Source organism: Halopseudomonas sp. (genome assembly GCF_041579695.1).
GTDB lineage: Bacteria > Pseudomonadota > Gammaproteobacteria > Pseudomonadales > Pseudomonadaceae > Halopseudomonas.
On sequence record NZ_JBFGFI010000073.1, the window covers coordinates 1 to 14,079 of the forward strand.

28 protein-coding genes and 1 pseudogene are annotated in these 14,079 nt (G+C 55.4%); all 29 read left to right on the top strand.

Translation table 11 applies throughout. The annotated features are described in order from the left end of the window. A pseudogene (locus ABYA88_RS12510) lies at window positions 1–148 on the top strand (elongation factor Tu); the annotation flags it as partial. Between the two features lie 157 nt (window positions 149–305). Further along, a complete protein-coding gene (gene rpsJ / locus ABYA88_RS12515) occupies window positions 306–617 on the top strand; it encodes a 30S ribosomal protein S10 (RefSeq protein WP_028614853.1) in 312 nt (103 codons plus the stop codon). 93 nt (window positions 618–710) lie between these two features. Beyond that, a complete protein-coding gene (rplC, locus tag ABYA88_RS12520) occupies window positions 711–1,346 on the top strand; it encodes a 50S ribosomal protein L3 (protein WP_150279276.1) in 636 nt (211 codons plus the stop codon). A gap of 12 nt (window positions 1,347–1,358) precedes the next feature. Further along, on the top strand, window positions 1,359–1,961 hold the full coding sequence (rplD, locus tag ABYA88_RS12525; protein WP_373187683.1) for a 50S ribosomal protein L4: 603 nt from the start codon (window positions 1,359–1,361) through the stop codon (window positions 1,959–1,961). Beyond that, window positions 1,958–2,254: a 50S ribosomal protein L23 gene (gene rplW, locus ABYA88_RS12530; RefSeq protein WP_335607792.1), complete on the top strand. Its 297-nt coding sequence runs from the start codon at window positions 1,958–1,960 to the stop codon at window positions 2,252–2,254. Before rplD ends, rplW begins: the two co-directional genes overlap by 4 nt. 15 nt (window positions 2,255–2,269) lie before the next feature. After that, on the top strand, window positions 2,270–3,094 hold the full coding sequence (gene rplB / locus ABYA88_RS12535; RefSeq protein ID WP_373187685.1) for a 50S ribosomal protein L2: 825 nt from the start codon (window positions 2,270–2,272) through the stop codon (window positions 3,092–3,094). A 12-nt stretch (window positions 3,095–3,106) separates the two neighbouring features. Beyond that, window positions 3,107–3,382 carry a 30S ribosomal protein S19 gene (rpsS, locus tag ABYA88_RS12540; protein ID WP_150279280.1) on the top strand — a complete coding sequence of 92 codons (276 nt, stop codon included), beginning with the start codon at window positions 3,107–3,109 and terminating at the stop codon, window positions 3,380–3,382. Window positions 3,383–3,394: 12 nt separating this feature from the next. Next, window positions 3,395–3,727: a 50S ribosomal protein L22 gene (gene rplV, locus ABYA88_RS12545; protein ID WP_150279281.1), complete on the top strand. Its 333-nt coding sequence runs from the start codon at window positions 3,395–3,397 to the stop codon at window positions 3,725–3,727. Window positions 3,728–3,738: 11 nt separating this feature from the next. After that, window positions 3,739–4,419, top strand: a complete 681-nt coding sequence (rpsC, locus tag ABYA88_RS12550) for a 30S ribosomal protein S3 (protein WP_335607790.1) — start codon at window positions 3,739–3,741, stop codon at window positions 4,417–4,419. Window positions 4,420–4,430: 11 nt separating this feature from the next. Then, the gene (gene rplP / locus ABYA88_RS12555; RefSeq protein ID WP_096348041.1) at window positions 4,431–4,844 is read left to right on the top strand and encodes a 50S ribosomal protein L16; all 414 of its coding nucleotides are present in this window, start codon (window positions 4,431–4,433) and stop codon (window positions 4,842–4,844) included. Continuing rightward, window positions 4,844–5,035 carry a 50S ribosomal protein L29 gene (gene rpmC, locus ABYA88_RS12560; protein WP_150279283.1) on the top strand — a complete coding sequence of 64 codons (192 nt, stop codon included), beginning with the start codon at window positions 4,844–4,846 and terminating at the stop codon, window positions 5,033–5,035. Before rplP ends, rpmC begins: the two co-directional genes overlap by 1 nt. 2 nt (window positions 5,036–5,037) lie before the next feature. Beyond that, window positions 5,038–5,301, top strand: a complete 264-nt coding sequence (gene rpsQ / locus ABYA88_RS12565) for a 30S ribosomal protein S17 (protein WP_373187687.1) — start codon at window positions 5,038–5,040, stop codon at window positions 5,299–5,301. A 44-nt stretch (window positions 5,302–5,345) separates the two neighbouring features. After that, complete coding sequence (rplN, locus tag ABYA88_RS12570) at window positions 5,346–5,714, top strand: 50S ribosomal protein L14 (protein WP_373187688.1); 369 nt, start codon at window positions 5,346–5,348, stop codon at window positions 5,712–5,714. Between the two features lie 11 nt (window positions 5,715–5,725). Further along, on the top strand, window positions 5,726–6,040 hold the full coding sequence (gene rplX / locus ABYA88_RS12575) for a 50S ribosomal protein L24 (protein ID WP_150279285.1): 315 nt from the start codon (window positions 5,726–5,728) through the stop codon (window positions 6,038–6,040). A 17-nt stretch (window positions 6,041–6,057) separates the two neighbouring features. Next, a complete protein-coding gene (gene rplE, locus ABYA88_RS12580) occupies window positions 6,058–6,597 on the top strand; it encodes a 50S ribosomal protein L5 (protein WP_373187689.1) in 540 nt (179 codons plus the stop codon). Between the two features lie 10 nt (window positions 6,598–6,607). Beyond that, window positions 6,608–6,913 carry a 30S ribosomal protein S14 gene (rpsN, locus tag ABYA88_RS12585; RefSeq protein ID WP_373187690.1) on the top strand — a complete coding sequence of 102 codons (306 nt, stop codon included), beginning with the start codon at window positions 6,608–6,610 and terminating at the stop codon, window positions 6,911–6,913. A gap of 39 nt (window positions 6,914–6,952) precedes the next feature. Continuing rightward, window positions 6,953–7,345: a 30S ribosomal protein S8 gene (gene rpsH / locus ABYA88_RS12590; RefSeq protein ID WP_373187691.1), complete on the top strand. Its 393-nt coding sequence runs from the start codon at window positions 6,953–6,955 to the stop codon at window positions 7,343–7,345. 12 nt (window positions 7,346–7,357) lie between these two features. Then, window positions 7,358–7,888 (top strand): 50S ribosomal protein L6, encoded by a 531-nt coding sequence (gene rplF / locus ABYA88_RS12595; RefSeq protein WP_373187693.1) that lies wholly within the window; start codon window positions 7,358–7,360, stop codon window positions 7,886–7,888. 10 nt (window positions 7,889–7,898) lie between these two features. Then, a complete protein-coding gene (gene rplR / locus ABYA88_RS12600; protein ID WP_335607784.1) occupies window positions 7,899–8,249 on the top strand; it encodes a 50S ribosomal protein L18 in 351 nt (116 codons plus the stop codon). Between the two features lie 10 nt (window positions 8,250–8,259). After that, on the top strand, window positions 8,260–8,763 hold the full coding sequence (rpsE, locus tag ABYA88_RS12605; protein ID WP_150279291.1) for a 30S ribosomal protein S5: 504 nt from the start codon (window positions 8,260–8,262) through the stop codon (window positions 8,761–8,763). A 6-nt stretch (window positions 8,764–8,769) separates the two neighbouring features. Continuing rightward, complete coding sequence (rpmD, locus tag ABYA88_RS12610) at window positions 8,770–8,952, top strand: 50S ribosomal protein L30 (RefSeq protein ID WP_373187694.1); 183 nt, start codon at window positions 8,770–8,772, stop codon at window positions 8,950–8,952. A gap of 3 nt (window positions 8,953–8,955) precedes the next feature. Beyond that, window positions 8,956–9,390 carry a 50S ribosomal protein L15 gene (gene rplO, locus ABYA88_RS12615; protein WP_150279293.1) on the top strand — a complete coding sequence of 145 codons (435 nt, stop codon included), beginning with the start codon at window positions 8,956–8,958 and terminating at the stop codon, window positions 9,388–9,390. Beyond that, window positions 9,391–10,722 (top strand): preprotein translocase subunit SecY, encoded by a 1,332-nt coding sequence (gene secY / locus ABYA88_RS12620; protein ID WP_373187695.1) that lies wholly within the window; start codon window positions 9,391–9,393, stop codon window positions 10,720–10,722. A gap of 24 nt (window positions 10,723–10,746) precedes the next feature. Beyond that, the gene (gene rpmJ, locus ABYA88_RS12625) at window positions 10,747–10,863 is read left to right on the top strand and encodes a 50S ribosomal protein L36 (protein WP_150279295.1); all 117 of its coding nucleotides are present in this window, start codon (window positions 10,747–10,749) and stop codon (window positions 10,861–10,863) included. A 171-nt stretch (window positions 10,864–11,034) separates the two neighbouring features. Beyond that, window positions 11,035–11,391, top strand: coding sequence for a 30S ribosomal protein S13 (gene rpsM / locus ABYA88_RS12630; RefSeq protein WP_373187697.1), 357 nt, complete (start codon window positions 11,035–11,037; stop codon window positions 11,389–11,391). 20 nt (window positions 11,392–11,411) lie between these two features. Further along, window positions 11,412–11,801, top strand: coding sequence for a 30S ribosomal protein S11 (rpsK, locus tag ABYA88_RS12635; RefSeq protein WP_022962893.1), 390 nt, complete (start codon window positions 11,412–11,414; stop codon window positions 11,799–11,801). A gap of 13 nt (window positions 11,802–11,814) precedes the next feature. Next, the gene (rpsD, locus tag ABYA88_RS12640) at window positions 11,815–12,435 is read left to right on the top strand and encodes a 30S ribosomal protein S4 (protein ID WP_339846707.1); all 621 of its coding nucleotides are present in this window, start codon (window positions 11,815–11,817) and stop codon (window positions 12,433–12,435) included. A gap of 25 nt (window positions 12,436–12,460) precedes the next feature. Then, the gene (gene rpoA / locus ABYA88_RS12645) at window positions 12,461–13,462 is read left to right on the top strand and encodes a DNA-directed RNA polymerase subunit alpha (RefSeq protein ID WP_373187699.1); all 1,002 of its coding nucleotides are present in this window, start codon (window positions 12,461–12,463) and stop codon (window positions 13,460–13,462) included. A 26-nt stretch (window positions 13,463–13,488) separates the two neighbouring features. Next, window positions 13,489–13,872, top strand: coding sequence for a 50S ribosomal protein L17 (gene rplQ, locus ABYA88_RS12650; RefSeq protein WP_373187701.1), 384 nt, complete (start codon window positions 13,489–13,491; stop codon window positions 13,870–13,872). Window positions 13,873–14,079 lie beyond the last annotated feature (207 nt).

The window sequence follows — 14,079 nt, forward strand, 5'->3', positions numbered from 1 at the left end:
AGGCGTTGAGATGGTCATGCCTGGCGACAACGTCAAGCTGGTCGTCACTCTGATCGCTCCGATCGCCATGGAAGATGGCCTGCGCTTCGCGATTCGCGAAGGCGGCCGTACCGTTGGTGCCGGCGTGGTTGCCAAGATTATCGCCTGATAATCTGACGCCATAAGCAAAAGCCTCCGTTTAACGGGGGCTTTTGTATTTTGGTTGACACTGGGTAGGTGCGTCAGTAGAATTGCGCCTCCCTTGGATGGGCCTATCCGACGTTTCGGGTAGCTCTGAAGAATTGAAGCTTGGAGTTTCTGGTCAAATGCAGAACCAACAGATTCGTATTCGGTTGAAGGCTTTTGACCACCGCCTGATAGATCAGTCAACCCAGGAAATCGTGGATACCGCGAAACGTACTGGGGCTCAGGTCCGTGGTCCAATTCCTTTGCCGACACGCAAAGAGCGTTTTACAGTGCTGGTTTCACCGCACGTCAATAAAGATGCCCGCGATCAGTACGAGATCCGCACCCATAAAAGGGTTTTGGATATCGTTCAGCCTACCGACAAGACTGTCGATGCGCTGATGAAGCTGGACCTGGCAGCTGGCGTTGAGGTTCAGATCAGCCTCGGCTGATAGTCCCATACGACGGGGGCTATAAGTCGTGTAACGCCCTGCAATGGGCGGCCATAGCGGGTAATAGCCCCGTGCACTCATGAGGTTTACAAGATGACTATTGGTTTAGTCGGCCGGAAATGCGGTATGACCCGCGTTTTCACTGAAGATGGTGTATCCATACCGGTTACGGTTGTAGAAGTAGAGCCTAACCGCGTCACCCAGGTTAAATCCCTCGATACCGATGGCTACCAAGCCGTTCAGGTGACCGTAGGCGAGCGTCGCGTTTCCCGCGTCAGCAAGCCGATGGCAGGGCACTTTGCCAAAGCCAACACCGCGGCTGGCCGTCGCGTCAGTGAGTTCCGCTTTGAAGAAGGCGAATTTGCTGCTGGCTCAGAAATTACCGTTAGCATTTTCGAAGCGGGTCAGTTCGTTGATGTCACTGGGCAGTCCAAAGGTAAGGGCTTCGCCGGTACCATCAAGCGCTGGAACTTCCGCGGGCAGGATGCTACTCACGGTAACTCCGTATCTCACCGCGTTCCTGGCTCTATCGGCCAGTGCCAGACTCCTGGTCGGGTATTCAAGGGCAAGAAGATGGCTGGTCACATGGGTGCTGAGCAAGTGACCGTGCAGACCCTTGAAGTTGTCCGCGTTGACGCCGAACGTAATCTGCTGCTGATCAGGGGCCCTGTCCCTGGCGCGCCAGGTAGCGACGTCATTGTCCGCCCGGCTGTCAAGGCCAAGGGTTAAGGGGGAGTTACCATGAATCTGAATGTAGCTGGTGCAAATGCGATCGAAGTATCCGATCTGACTTTTGCCACCGAGTTTAACGAGACCCTCGTTCACCAGGCCGTTGTTGCTTATATGGCTGGTGGGCGTCAGGGTACCAAGCAGCAGAAGACACGTGCTGACGTCTCCGGCGGTGGTAAAAAGCCATGGCGTCAGAAAGGTACCGGTCGTGCCCGTGCAGGCACAATCCGCAGCCCAATCTGGCGCGGGGGCGGTACCACTTTTGCAGCACGTCCGCAGAACCATGAGCAGAAGCTGAACAGGAAGATGTACCGTGGCGCGCTGCGCTCGATCCTGTCCGAGCTGATCCGCCTGGACCGTCTGGTAGTGGTTGAAGACTTCGCAATGGAAGCTCCCAAGACCAAGGCCCTGATTGGCAAGCTCAAGGAACTGAACCTGGACAACGTGTTGATCGTCACCGACAACCTCGACTCCAACCTGTACCTGGCTGCGCGCAATCTGCCGCATGTCGATGTACGGGACGTTCAGGGTTCGGATCCGGTCAGCCTGATCGCTTACGACAAGGTGCTGATTACCGTACCCGCTGTTAAGAAGTTCGAGGAGATGCTGGGATGAACCAAGAGCGCATTTTCAAAGTACTGCTTGGCCCACATGTGTCCGAGAAGGCTACCGTGCTGGCTGACAGCAAAAACCAGTTTGTGTTCAAGGTGGATACCACCGCGACCAAGCTGGAAATCAAGAAAGCTGTTGAGCAGCTTTTCGATGTCAAGGTCAAGACTGTCGCGACCTTGAATGTTAAAGGCAAGACCAAGCGAACCGTTCGCGGCCTAGGCAAACGTAATGACTGGAAGAAGGCGTATGTCAGCCTGCAGCCCGGTCAGGACATCGATTTTGCCAGCGCTGAATAAGTAAAGGGGTACATCATGGCACTTGTAAAATGTAAACCTACTTCCGCTGGCCGCCGCTTCGTTGTCAAGGTCGTAAACTCTGATCTGCACAAGGGCGCGCCATTTGCTGCCCTGGTCGAGAAGCAAGGCAAGTCTGGTGGTCGTAACAATAATGGCCGCATTACCACGCGTCATCGCGGGGGCGGTCACAAGCAGCATTACCGTCTGGTCGATTTTCGTCGCAACAAGGATGGCATTCCAGCCACCGTTGAGCGTATCGAATACGATCCGAACCGTACTGCGCACATCGCTCTGCTGAAATATGCTGACGGCGAGCGTCGCTACATCATTGCACCCAAGGGTGTGAGCGCTGGCGATCAAGTCGTATCCGGTGCCGAGGCGCCGATCAAGCCGGGCAACTCGTTGCCGCTGCGTAACATCCCTGTCGGTAGCACGATCCACGCGATCGAGCTCAAGCCGGGTAAAGGCGCACAGGTTGCTCGCAGTGCTGGTGCATCCTCGCAGCTGGTTGCTCGTGAAGGATCTTATGTGACAGTTCGCCTGCGTTCCGGCGAAACGCGCAAGATCCTCGGCGAGTGCCGTGCCACCCTGGGCGAAGTGTCCAACGGTGAGCATAGCCTGCGTTCGCTGGGTAAGGCCGGTGCCAGCCGCTGGCGTGGTATTCGACCGACTGTTCGTGGTGTTGCCATGAACCCGGTTGATCACCCGCATGGTGGTGGTGAAGGTCGTACATCTGGTGGTCGCCATCCGGTATCACCTTGGGGGTTCCCGACCAAGGGTGCCAAGACTCGGTCAAACAAGCGCACTGACAAGATGATTGTCCGTCGCCGCAGCAAGTAAGGAGATACGACTGTGCCGCGTTCTCTAAAGAAAGGTCCTTTTATCGATCTTCACCTGTTGAAGAAGATTGAAGTGGCAGTTGAAAAGAATGATCGCAAACCAATCAAGACCTGGTCGCGTCGTTCTATGGTCCTGCCGCAGATGGTCGGTTTGACCATCGCAGTTCATAACGGTCGTCAGCATGTTCCGGTGATGGTTTCCGAAGACATGGTCGGCCACAAGTTAGGCGAATTCTCTGCAACGCGTACCTATCGTGGTCACGTCGCAGACAAGAAAGCCAAGCGCTAAGGGGTTAGAAAGATGGAAGTAGCCGCTACTCATAAAGGCGCCCGACTTTCTGCCCAGAAAGCGCGTTTGGTCGCCGACCAGATCCGCGGGAAGAAAGTGGATGAGGCCCTGAACCTGCTGAAGTTCAGCAACAAGAAGGCCGCTGAAGTCATCAAGAAGATTCTCGAGTCGGCTATCGCCAACGCGGAACACAATGATGGCGCAGACGTGGACGACCTGAAGGTGTCCACCGTGTTTGTCAACGAGGGTCGTTCATTGAAGCGCATCATGCCACGTGCCAAAGGCCGGGCTGATCGCATCGTTAAGCGGTCTTGTCATATCACGGTCAAGGTTGCTGACAAGTAGGAGTCGATCACATGGGTCAGAAAGTACATCCGATTGGCATACGCCTCGGTATTGTTAAACAGCACACTTCGGTGTGGTACGCAGAAGGCCGCACGTATGCGGACTATCTGTTCACGGATCTGAAGGTACGCGAGTACGTTCAGAACAAACTGAAAGCTGCTTCGGTCAGCCGCGTTGAGATTCAGCGTCCGGCACAAACCGCCAAGATCACCATTCACACTGCCCGTCCAGGCATCGTGATTGGTAAGAAGGGCGAGGATGTCGAGAAGCTGCGTCAGGAATTGACCAAGCAAATGGGCGTGCCCGTGCATATCAACATCGAAGAGATCCGCAAGCCGGAACTCGACGGTGCCCTGGTAGCGCAAAGCGTTGCTCAGCAGTTGGAGCGTCGTGTGATGTTCCGCCGGGCGATGAAGCGTGCCGTACAGAACGCGATGCGCATCGGCGCCAAGGGTATCAAGATCCAGGTAGGTGGCCGCCTTGGCGGTGCCGAAATTGCCCGGACCGAATGGTACCGTGAAGGCCGCGTGCCGTTGCACACTCTGCGCGCCGACATCGACTATGCGACGGCTGAAGCCCACACCACATACGGTGTGATTGGCGTCAAGGTTTGGATTTTCAAAGGCGAGATCATTGGTGGTCAGCCCGAAGAAACCAAAGCTGCCGCTCCCAAGAAAAAAGCTGCTAAGTAAGGGGTACGCACATGTTACAACCCAAGCGTACGAAGTTCCGCAAGCAAATGACCGGCCACAACCGTGGTCTGGCTCTTCGCGGTAGTAAGGTTAGCTTTGGCGAATACGCCTTGAAAGCTGTTGGCCGGGGTCGTTTGACCGCTCGCCAGATCGAGGCCGCTCGTCGTGCCTTGACCCGTCACGTAAAGCGTGGCGGTAAGATCTGGATTCGCGTGTTCCCGGACAAGCCAATCTCCAAGAAGCCGTTGGAAGTTCGGATGGGTAAAGGTAAGGGTAATGTCGAGTACTGGGTTGCCCAGATCAAGCCTGGCAAAGTCCTGTATGAGATTGAAGGTGTTTCCGAAGAGCTGGCACGCGAGGCGTTTGCCCTGGCCGCCGCCAAGCTGCCTCTCGCTACCACCTTTGTTAAGCGGACGGTGATGTGATGAACGCAACTGAACTTCGTGAAAAATCTGCCGAGCAGCTCAATGAGCAGCTGCTCACCCTGCTGCGTGACCAGTTCAATCTGCGCATGCAGAAGGCAACCGGTCAACTCGGTCAGAGCCACCTGCTGAAGCAGGCAAAGCGTGATATCGCTCGCGTCAAGACCGTGCTCAACCAGAAAGGTGGTAAGTGATCATGGCTGAGACCAAGACTACAAGTAGTGTTACCGGCCGTGTGGTCAGTAACAAGATGGACAAAACCATCACTGTGCTCATCGAGCGCCAGGTAAAGCACCCGCTGTACGGCAAGTACATGCGTCGTTCTACCAAGCTCCACGTGCATGATGAGAACAACGAATGCCGCATCGGCGATCTGGTCACCATTCGGGAAACCCGTCCCTTGGCTAAAACCAAGAGCTGGACCCTGGTGCAAATCGACGAGCGCGCGGCGCAAGTTTAAAGCCCCGCGCGTTTTAGCGGAATTTTTAAGGGTCGGAGAAAGTTATGATTCAGACTCAATCCATGCTGGAAGTGGCTGATAACAGTGGTGCACGTCGTGTTATGTGTATCAAGGTTCTGGGCGGTTCTCACCGCCGCTACGCTGGCATTGGCGATATCATCAAGGTAACCGTGAAGGAAGCGATTCCCCGCGGCAAAGTAAAGAAAGGCCAGGTGCTAAACGCGGTCATCGTGCGCACCCGTCACGGCGTACGCCGTACGGACGGTTCGCTGATTCGTTTCGATGGCAACGCTGCTGTTCTGCTCAATAGCAAGAATGAGCCGATCGGTACCCGCATCTTTGGGCCAGTGACGCGTGAACTGCGAAATGAGCAGTTCATGAAGATCGTATCCCTCGCGCCCGAAGTGCTGTAAGGAGCCCGGTCATGCAAAAGATTAAACGTGAAGACGACGTTATCGTCATCGCCGGCAAGGATAAAGGCAAGCGCGGCAAGGTCCTCAAGGTCCTGGCCGACCAGCGTCTGCTGATTTCCGGTGTCAACATTATCAAGCGGCACACCAAGCCAAATCCCATGGCTGGTTCGCAGGGCGGTATTGTTGAAAAGGAGGCGCCCATCCACGTCTCCAACGTGGCAATCTTCAACGGCGAGACCAGCAAGGCCGATCGTATCGGCTTCAAGGTCGAAGACGGTAAGAAGGTTCGTATTTTCAAGTCGACGCAAAAAGCCGTCGACGCTTGAGAATCTAGGTGCTTACCATGGCAAGATTGAAAGAAGTATATCGGACGACTCTCGTTCCCCAGATCCAGGAAGAATTGGGCCTGAAGAACGTGATGGAAGTACCGAAGCTCACCAAAATCACCCTGAACATGGGTCTTGGTGAAGCTGTCGGTGACAAGAAGATCATCGAGAACGCGATGGCTGACCTCGAGAAGATCACTGGCCGTAAAGGCATTGTGACCTATGCTCGCAAGTCGATTGCCGGCTTCAAGATTCGTGACGGCTGGCCCATCGGTATCAAGGTAACCTTGCGCCGTGAACAGATGTACGAATTCCTGGATCGCCTGCTGTCGATCTCTCTGCCGCGCGTGCGTGACTTCCGGGGCCTGAACGCGAAATCGTTCGACGGTCGCGGTAATTACAGCATGGGCGTCAAGGAACAGATCATCTTCCCGGAGATCGATTACGACAAGATCGATGTCCTGCGTGGTCTGGACATTACCTTGACAACAACTGCCCGGACGGATGACGAAGGCCGCGCGCTGCTGCGTGCGTTCAAGTTCCCGTTCCGTAACTAGGAGTCAGGTAATGGCTAAAGTCAGCATGAAAAACCGTGAGCTCAAGCGTTCGCGCACGGTTGCCAAGTACGCCAAAAAGCGTGCTGAAATCAAGGCTATCATCGGCAATGTCAACGCGTCTGTAGAAGACCGTTGGAATGCCCAGGTGGCCCTGCAAAAACTGCCGCGCGATGCCAGCCCGGTTCGTCAGCGTAACCGCTGCCGCATCACTGGCCGCCCGCACGGTGTATATCGCAAGTTTGGCCTGAGCCGTATCAAGTTGCGTGAAGCAGCTATGCGCGGTGATGTCCCCGGTCTGGTCAAGGCCAGCTGGTAAACCAGACCTTAATTACTCAGTTTCAGGAGCACAAAGCCCATGAGTATGCAGGACCCGTTAGCAGATATGCTGACCCGCATCCGTAATGCCCAGATGGCTGAAAAGTCCAGCGTAAGCATGCCTGCGGCAAAGCTGAAGGTGGCTGTCGCCAAAGTATTGAAGGAAGAAGGCTATGTAGCCGGTTATGACGTACAGGGCGATGCAAAGCCTGTACTGTCGATCGAGCTCAAGTACTTCGAAGGCAGGCCGGTTATTGAAGATATCAAGCGCGTAAGCCGTCCCGGTCTGCGCCAGTACAAGTCCGTTGACCAGATTCCTAAGGTCAAGGGTGGATTGGGCGTGTCGATTGTCTCCACCAATAAAGGTGTTATGACTGATCGCGCTGCTCGCGCTGCCGGTGTCGGCGGTGAAGTGCTCTGTACCGTATTCTGATAGGGGGTTACGATGTCTCGCGTCGCTAAGGACCCTGTCAAATTGCCACAGGGTGTAGAAGTAAAGCTGAACGGTCAGGATATTTCCGTCAAGGGAGCCAAGGGCTCCATGGATCTGGTCCTGCACTCGACAGTCGAAGTTGTCCAGGAAGACGGCATGCTGCATTTTGCCGCTCGTGAGGGCAGCGTCAACATGGCCATGGCTGGTACCACGCGTGCGTTGGTACAGAACATGGTTACCGGTGTCACCGATGGCTTCGAGCGCAAGCTCCAGCTGGTAGGTGTTGGTTATAAAGCACAGTCCAAAGGACAGACTCTGTCCCTGGCACTGGGTTTTTCCCATCCTATCGAGTATCAGCTGCCAGAGGGCGTTTCTGCGGAAACCCCCAGCCAGACTGACATCATCATCAAAGGTATCGACAAGCAACTGGTCGGCCAGGTAGCCGCGGAAATTCGTGATTTCCGTCGTCCCGAACCCTATAAGGGCAAGGGTGTACGCTACGCCGATGAGATCGTGCGTCGTAAAGAAGCCAAGAAGAAGTAGGGCATAGCAAATGAGCGATAAAAAAGTTATTCGTCTCCGTCGCGCTCGCCGTTCGCGTCTCAAGCAGCGCGAGCTGGAAGCCGTACGTCTGTGCGTGTACCGTTCTTCGCAGCACATGTACGCACAAGTGATCTCGGCTGATGGCGCCAAGGTTCTGGCCAGCGCTTCCACGCTGGACTCCGATCTGCGCAGTGGTAGCACTGGCAACATCGAAGCCGCCAAGAAAGTCGGTCTACTGGTTGCCGAGCGCGCCAAGGCCGCCGGTATAACTCAGGTCTCCTTCGACCGTTCCGGCTTCAAGTATCATGGCCGCGTGAAAGCGCTTGCCGACGCCGCTCGTGAAGGCGGGCTGGAATTCTAAGGGTAGAGCTATGGCTAATTTCGAGCAAAAGCGCGACGAAGGTTACATTGAGAAACTTGTTCAGGTAAACCGCGTTGCCAAGGTAGTAAAAGGCGGCCGTATCTTCGCTTTCACCGCACTGACGGTGGTTGGCGATGGTAATGGTCGTGTGGGTTTCGGTCGTGGCAAGGCGCGTGAAGTGCCTGCCGCTATCCAGAAAGCCATGGAAGCTGCACGTCGTAACATGATCCAGGTGGACCTGAACGGTTCTACATTGCAGTATCCGGTCAAGGCTGCGCATGGTGCCTCCAAGGTGTACATGCAGCCTGCTTCCGAAGGTACCGGTGTAATTGCCGGTGGTGCAATGCGCGCCGTCCTGGAAGCTGCTGGTGTGCATAACGTACTGGCCAAGTGTTACGGTTCCACCAATCCGGTCAACGTCGTTCAGGCCACCTACAAGGGCTTGAAGTCTATGCAATCGCCCGAGTCGGTAGCGGCCAAGCGTGGCAAGACCGTCGAAGACATCGTGGGGTAAGCTGACATGGCTAATGCAAAAATCAAAGTGACCCTGTTCAAAAGTGTTGTTGGCCGTCTGCCGAACCACAAGCTCTGCGTCAAGGGCCTGGGTCTGCGTCGGATGAACCACACTGTCGAGGTCGAAGATACTCCGGCCGTTCGTGGGATGATCAATAAGGTCTCCTACATGGTTCGGGTAGAGGGTTAAGACATGAAACTGAATGATCTGCGTTCCGCGCCGGGTGCACGCCGTAACAAGCTGCGCGTCGGCCGCGGTATTGGTAGTGGTCTGGGCAAAACAGCCGGCCGTGGTCACAAGGGTCTGAGCTCGCGTTCCGGTGGCACCGTTGCCCCCGGTTTCGAGGGTGGTCAGCAGCCTTTGCACCGTCGTCTGCCGAAGTTCGGCTTCACTTCCAAGATCGCCATGGTCACTGCGGAGATCCGTACCAGCGAGCTGAACAAGCTGGACGCCGATGTGATTGACCTGCAGGCGCTCAAGGATGCCAATATCATTGGCAACAAGTTTGTACGTGCCAAGATCGTCCTCTCCGGTGATGTGACCAAAGCGGTCAACATCAAAGGGCTGATGGCCACCAAAGGTGCGCGTGCAGCAATCGAAGCAGCTGGCGGCAAGTTCGAGGAATAAATGGCTAAGCAAGGCGCTCTCTCAGGAATCAAGCAAGGCGGCCTTACCGAACTGTGGACGCGTCTGCGTTTTCTGTTCATGGCGATCATTGTCTACCGCATCGGGGCACACATCCCGGTTCCGGGTATTGACCCTGGTCGTCTGGCCGAGCTGTTCAGACAGAATGAGGGGACGGTTCTTAGCCTGTTCAACATGTTCTCGGGTGGTGCGCTGGAGCGGATGAGTATTTTCGCGCTGGGCATCATGCCGTACATCTCTGCATCTATCATCATGCAGCTGATGACGGCGGTGAACCCCACCCTTGAGCAGTTGAAGAAGGAAGGTGAGTCCGGTCGGCGCAAGATCGCACAGTACACGCGTTATTTGACGCTGGTTCTGGCGCTCGTGCAGGCGGTAGGCATGTCGGTGGGTCTGGCCAGTCAGGGCGTTGCTTTCGATACAGGGTTTGGCTTCTATTTCATAGCGGTCACCACCTTCGTGGCGGGTGCGATGTTCATGATGTGGCTGGGCGAGCAGATCACCGAGCGGGGTATCGGTAACGGTATTTCGATGTTGATCTTCGCGGGTATCGTCGCCGGTTTGCCGAGCGCGATCGGGCAGTCCTTCGAGGCTGCGCGTCAGGGTGATATCAATATCTTTGCCTTGATTGCGATTGCGCTGCTGGCTATCGGCCTGGTGGCCTTCGTGGTCTTCGTTGAGCGCGGGCAGCGACGGATTACCGTCAACTATGCCAAGCGCCAGCAGGGTCGCAAGGTGTTTGCCGCCCAGACCAGTCACCTGCCGCTCAAGGTGAACATGGCGGGTGTGATCCCGGCCATTTTCGCTAGCAGCATCCTGTTGTTCCCGGCATCACTGGGTACGTGGTTTGGCCAGGGCGAAGGCATGGGTTGGCTGCAAAGCATCTCCCAGTCACTTGCTCCGGGTCAGCCGCTGAACATCATTCTGTTTACCGCAGGGATTGTTTTCTTCTGCTTCTTCTATACAGCATTGATGTTCAATCCCAAGGATGTGGCAGAGAACCTGAAGAAGTCAGGTGCGTTTATTCCTGGTATCCGACCGGGTGAGCAGTCGGCACGCTATATTGATGGCGTACTGACCCGGCTGACCATGTTTGGTGCCATGTATATGGCAGCAGTCTGTCTGCTGCCGCAGTTCCTGGTGGTATCGGCCAATGTGCCCTTCTATCTGGGTGGGACTTCGCTGCTGATCGTTGTTGTGGTTGTTATGGACTTCATGTCCCAAGTACAATCGCACCTCGTTTCTCAGCAGTACGAGTCTCTTATGAAGAAATCCAACCTGAAAGGCTATAACGGCAGCGGTATGCTGCGCTGAGATGCCAGGTTCTAGGAGTCAGTTATGAAAGTTGGAGCATCGGTCAAGAAGCTTTGCCGTAACTGCAAGATCATTCGTCGCAATGGTAGCGTCCGCGTGATTTGTGCAGCTGAGCCCCGTCACAAGCAGCGCCAGGGTTAATTTACCCCCACCTGTTTTGTTGACTACGTCTCAGGATAACCGCCACTCGGCCAGATAACTGGTCGGGTGGTTGATTTTTATTTATGTTAGCGCTACCCTACTGCACCCTTTTTCGCACAACCTTTGTTGTATGGGTTGAGTCAGAGTAGCTGTCAGACGGAGTAAATTTGGATGGCCCGTATTGCAGGCGTCAACATCCCGGATAACAAACATACTGTTATCTCATTGACCTATATCTTTGGTATCGGTCAAACCAAGGCACAGAAAATCTGTGCCAACACTGGCATTGAGCCCAGTGCAAAAATCAAGGATCTGAGCGAGGAGCAGGTTGATCTGCTGCGCACCGAGGTGGGCAAGAACAACACTGAAGGTGACCTGCGTCGTGCGATCAACATGAACGTCAAGCGTCTCATGGATCTCGGTTGCTATCGTGGTCTGCGTCACCGTAAGGGCCTTCCGGTCCGCGGTCAGCGCACCAAGACCAACGCTCGTACCCGTAAGGGTCCGCGCAAGCCGATCCGTAAGTAATCGCGAAGGAATATACAGATATGGCTAAGCCTGCTGCTCGTGTAAGAAAGAAAGTCAAAAAGACGGTGGTCGATGGGATTGCCCACATCCACGCGTCTTTCAACAACACCATCATTACCATTACCGACCGTCAGGGCAACGCTCTGAGCTGGGCGACTTCTGGTGGTTCCGGTTTCCGTGGTTCGCGTAAAAGCACCCCCTTTGCTGCCCAGGTTGCAGCAGAGCGTGCTGGTCAGGCTGCACTGGAATACGGTCTGAAAAACCTAGACGTTAACGTGAAGGGCCCAGGCCCGGGTCGTGAATCGGCTGTGCGTGCTCTGAACTCTTGTGGCTACAAGATCAGCGGCATCACCGATGTCACCCCCATCCCACATAACGGCTGTCGCCCGCCTAAAAAGCGCCGCGTGTAACCAGGAGACGGAAATGGCTAGATATATTGGTCCCAAGTGTAAACTGTCTCGTCGCGAAGGCACTGACCTGTTCTTGAAGAGCGGCGCCCGAGCTATCGAATCAAAGTGCAAGCTGGATAGTCCTCCAGGTGTGCACGGTCAGCGTCGTGGTCGTCTCTCCGAGTACGGCACGCAGCTGCGCGAGAAACAGAAAGTTCGTCGTATCTACGGCATCCTCGAGCGTCAGTTCAGCAACTATTACAAGGAAGCTGCCCGCCTCAAGGGCCCGACCGGTGATAATTTGCTGCAATTGCTCGAGCGTCGCCTGGATAACGTTGTATACCGTATGGGTTTCGGTTCGACTCGTGCTGAATCGCGTCAGCTGGTTTCGCACAAGGCAATCAGCGTCAATGGCAAGACCGTCAACATCGCTTCGTTCCTGGTATCCCCGGGCGACGTGGTTGCTGTTCGCGAGAAAGCCAAGAACCAGTTGCGTATCGGCGGTTCTCTTGAACTCGCAGCGCAGCGCGGCCAATCCGAGTGGTTGGAAGTAGATGCAGCGAAGAAGGAAGGTGTCTTTAAAAGCCTGCCCTCACGGAGTGATCTGTACGCCGACATCAACGAGAACTTGATCGTCGAGCTTTACTCCAAGTAAGCGTCAGACAGCAAAAGGTGCCCCCATGCAGAGTTCGGTTACCGAGTTTCTAACACCGCGTCATATTGACGTACAGGAAGCCTCGCCCACGCGCGCCAAGATTACTCTTGAGCCGCTGGAGCGTGGTTTCGGCCACACCCTGGGCAATGCGCTTCGTCGTATTCTGCTCTCGTCCATGCCCGGTTGTGCCGTGGTAGAGGCGGAAATCGACGGCGTTTTGCATGAGTACAGCGCCATCGAAGGCGTTCAGGAAGATGTCATCGAGATCCTGCTGAACCTGAAAGGTCTGGCAGTTAAGATGCACGGCCGTGATCATGTGACCCTGACCCTGTCCAAGAAAGGACCGGGCCAGGTGACTGCAGCTGATATTCAGCTGGATCACGATGTCGAGATCATTAATCCTGATCACCTGATTGCTACCTTGTCCGACAATGGTTCGCTGAATCTTAAACTGACCGTGGCTCGTGGCCGTGGTTACGAGCCAGCTGACGCACGTCAGACTGACGATGATGAAAGCCGCTCCATCGGCCGGTTGCAGCTTGACGCGACTTATACCCCGGTTCGCCGTGTGGCATACGTTGTAGAAAGCGCCCGTGTCGAGCAGCGCACCAACCTGGACAAGCTGGTTATCGACCTGGAAACCAACGGTACGCTGGATGCTGAAGAAGCTATCCGCCGTGCTGCGACCATCCTGCAACAGCAGCTGGCCGCCTTCGTTGATCTGAAAGGTGAGCACGAACCGGTTGTAGAACAGCAGGAAGACGAGATCGATCCGATCCTGCTGCGTCCGGTTGATGACCTTGAGCTGACCGTACGTTCAGCCAACTGTCTGAAAGCCGAAAATATCTATTATATTGGCGATCTGATCCAGCGTACCGAAGTTGAACTGCTGAAGACCCCGAACCTGGGCAAGAAGTCCCTGACAGAGATCAAGGATGTTCTGGCCTCACGTGGTCTGTCACTGGGTATGCGTCTGGACAACTGGCCGCCTGCAAGCTTGAAGAAGGACGACAAGGTTTCGGCCTGATCGTCCTGACACCGAGGAATTGAGAGATGCGTCATCGTAAAAGTGGTCGTCACCTGAGTCGGACCAGCTCGCACCGTAATGCCATGTTCCAGAACATGGCGGTGTCGCTGTTCGAAAACGAACTGATCAAGACTACTCTGCCCAAGGCCAAGGAATTGCGCCGTGTTGCCGAGCCTTTGATCACCCTGGCGAAAGAAGATACTGTCGCCAATCGCCGCCTGGCATTTGACCGCACCCGCAGCAAAGAAGCTGTTGGCAAGCTGTTCAATGACCTGGGCAAGCGTTATGCCGAACGTCCCGGCGGTTATGTGCGTATTCTCAAGTGCGGTTTCCGTACTGGTGATTCTGCGCCCATGGCGTACGTCGAGTTGGTCGATCGCCCTGACCTGGCTGCTGCCAGCGAAGAGTGATAGCCAAGCGCTAGAAAAAGCCGGACCTTGTGTCCGGTTTTTTTGTGCCTGGTGTTTGGGTTCGGTGGGTGGTGCTTGCTAGCGTGATGTTCCGTGAGGGCGCATAGCGCTTAACTGCGGGAGTATGTATGCCCGGCTGATAGCGTGGGACGAGACCGCGGGCCCTGCACATGACCCGCTACCCCCCGTCCTTGGGGCTCGTCGTCG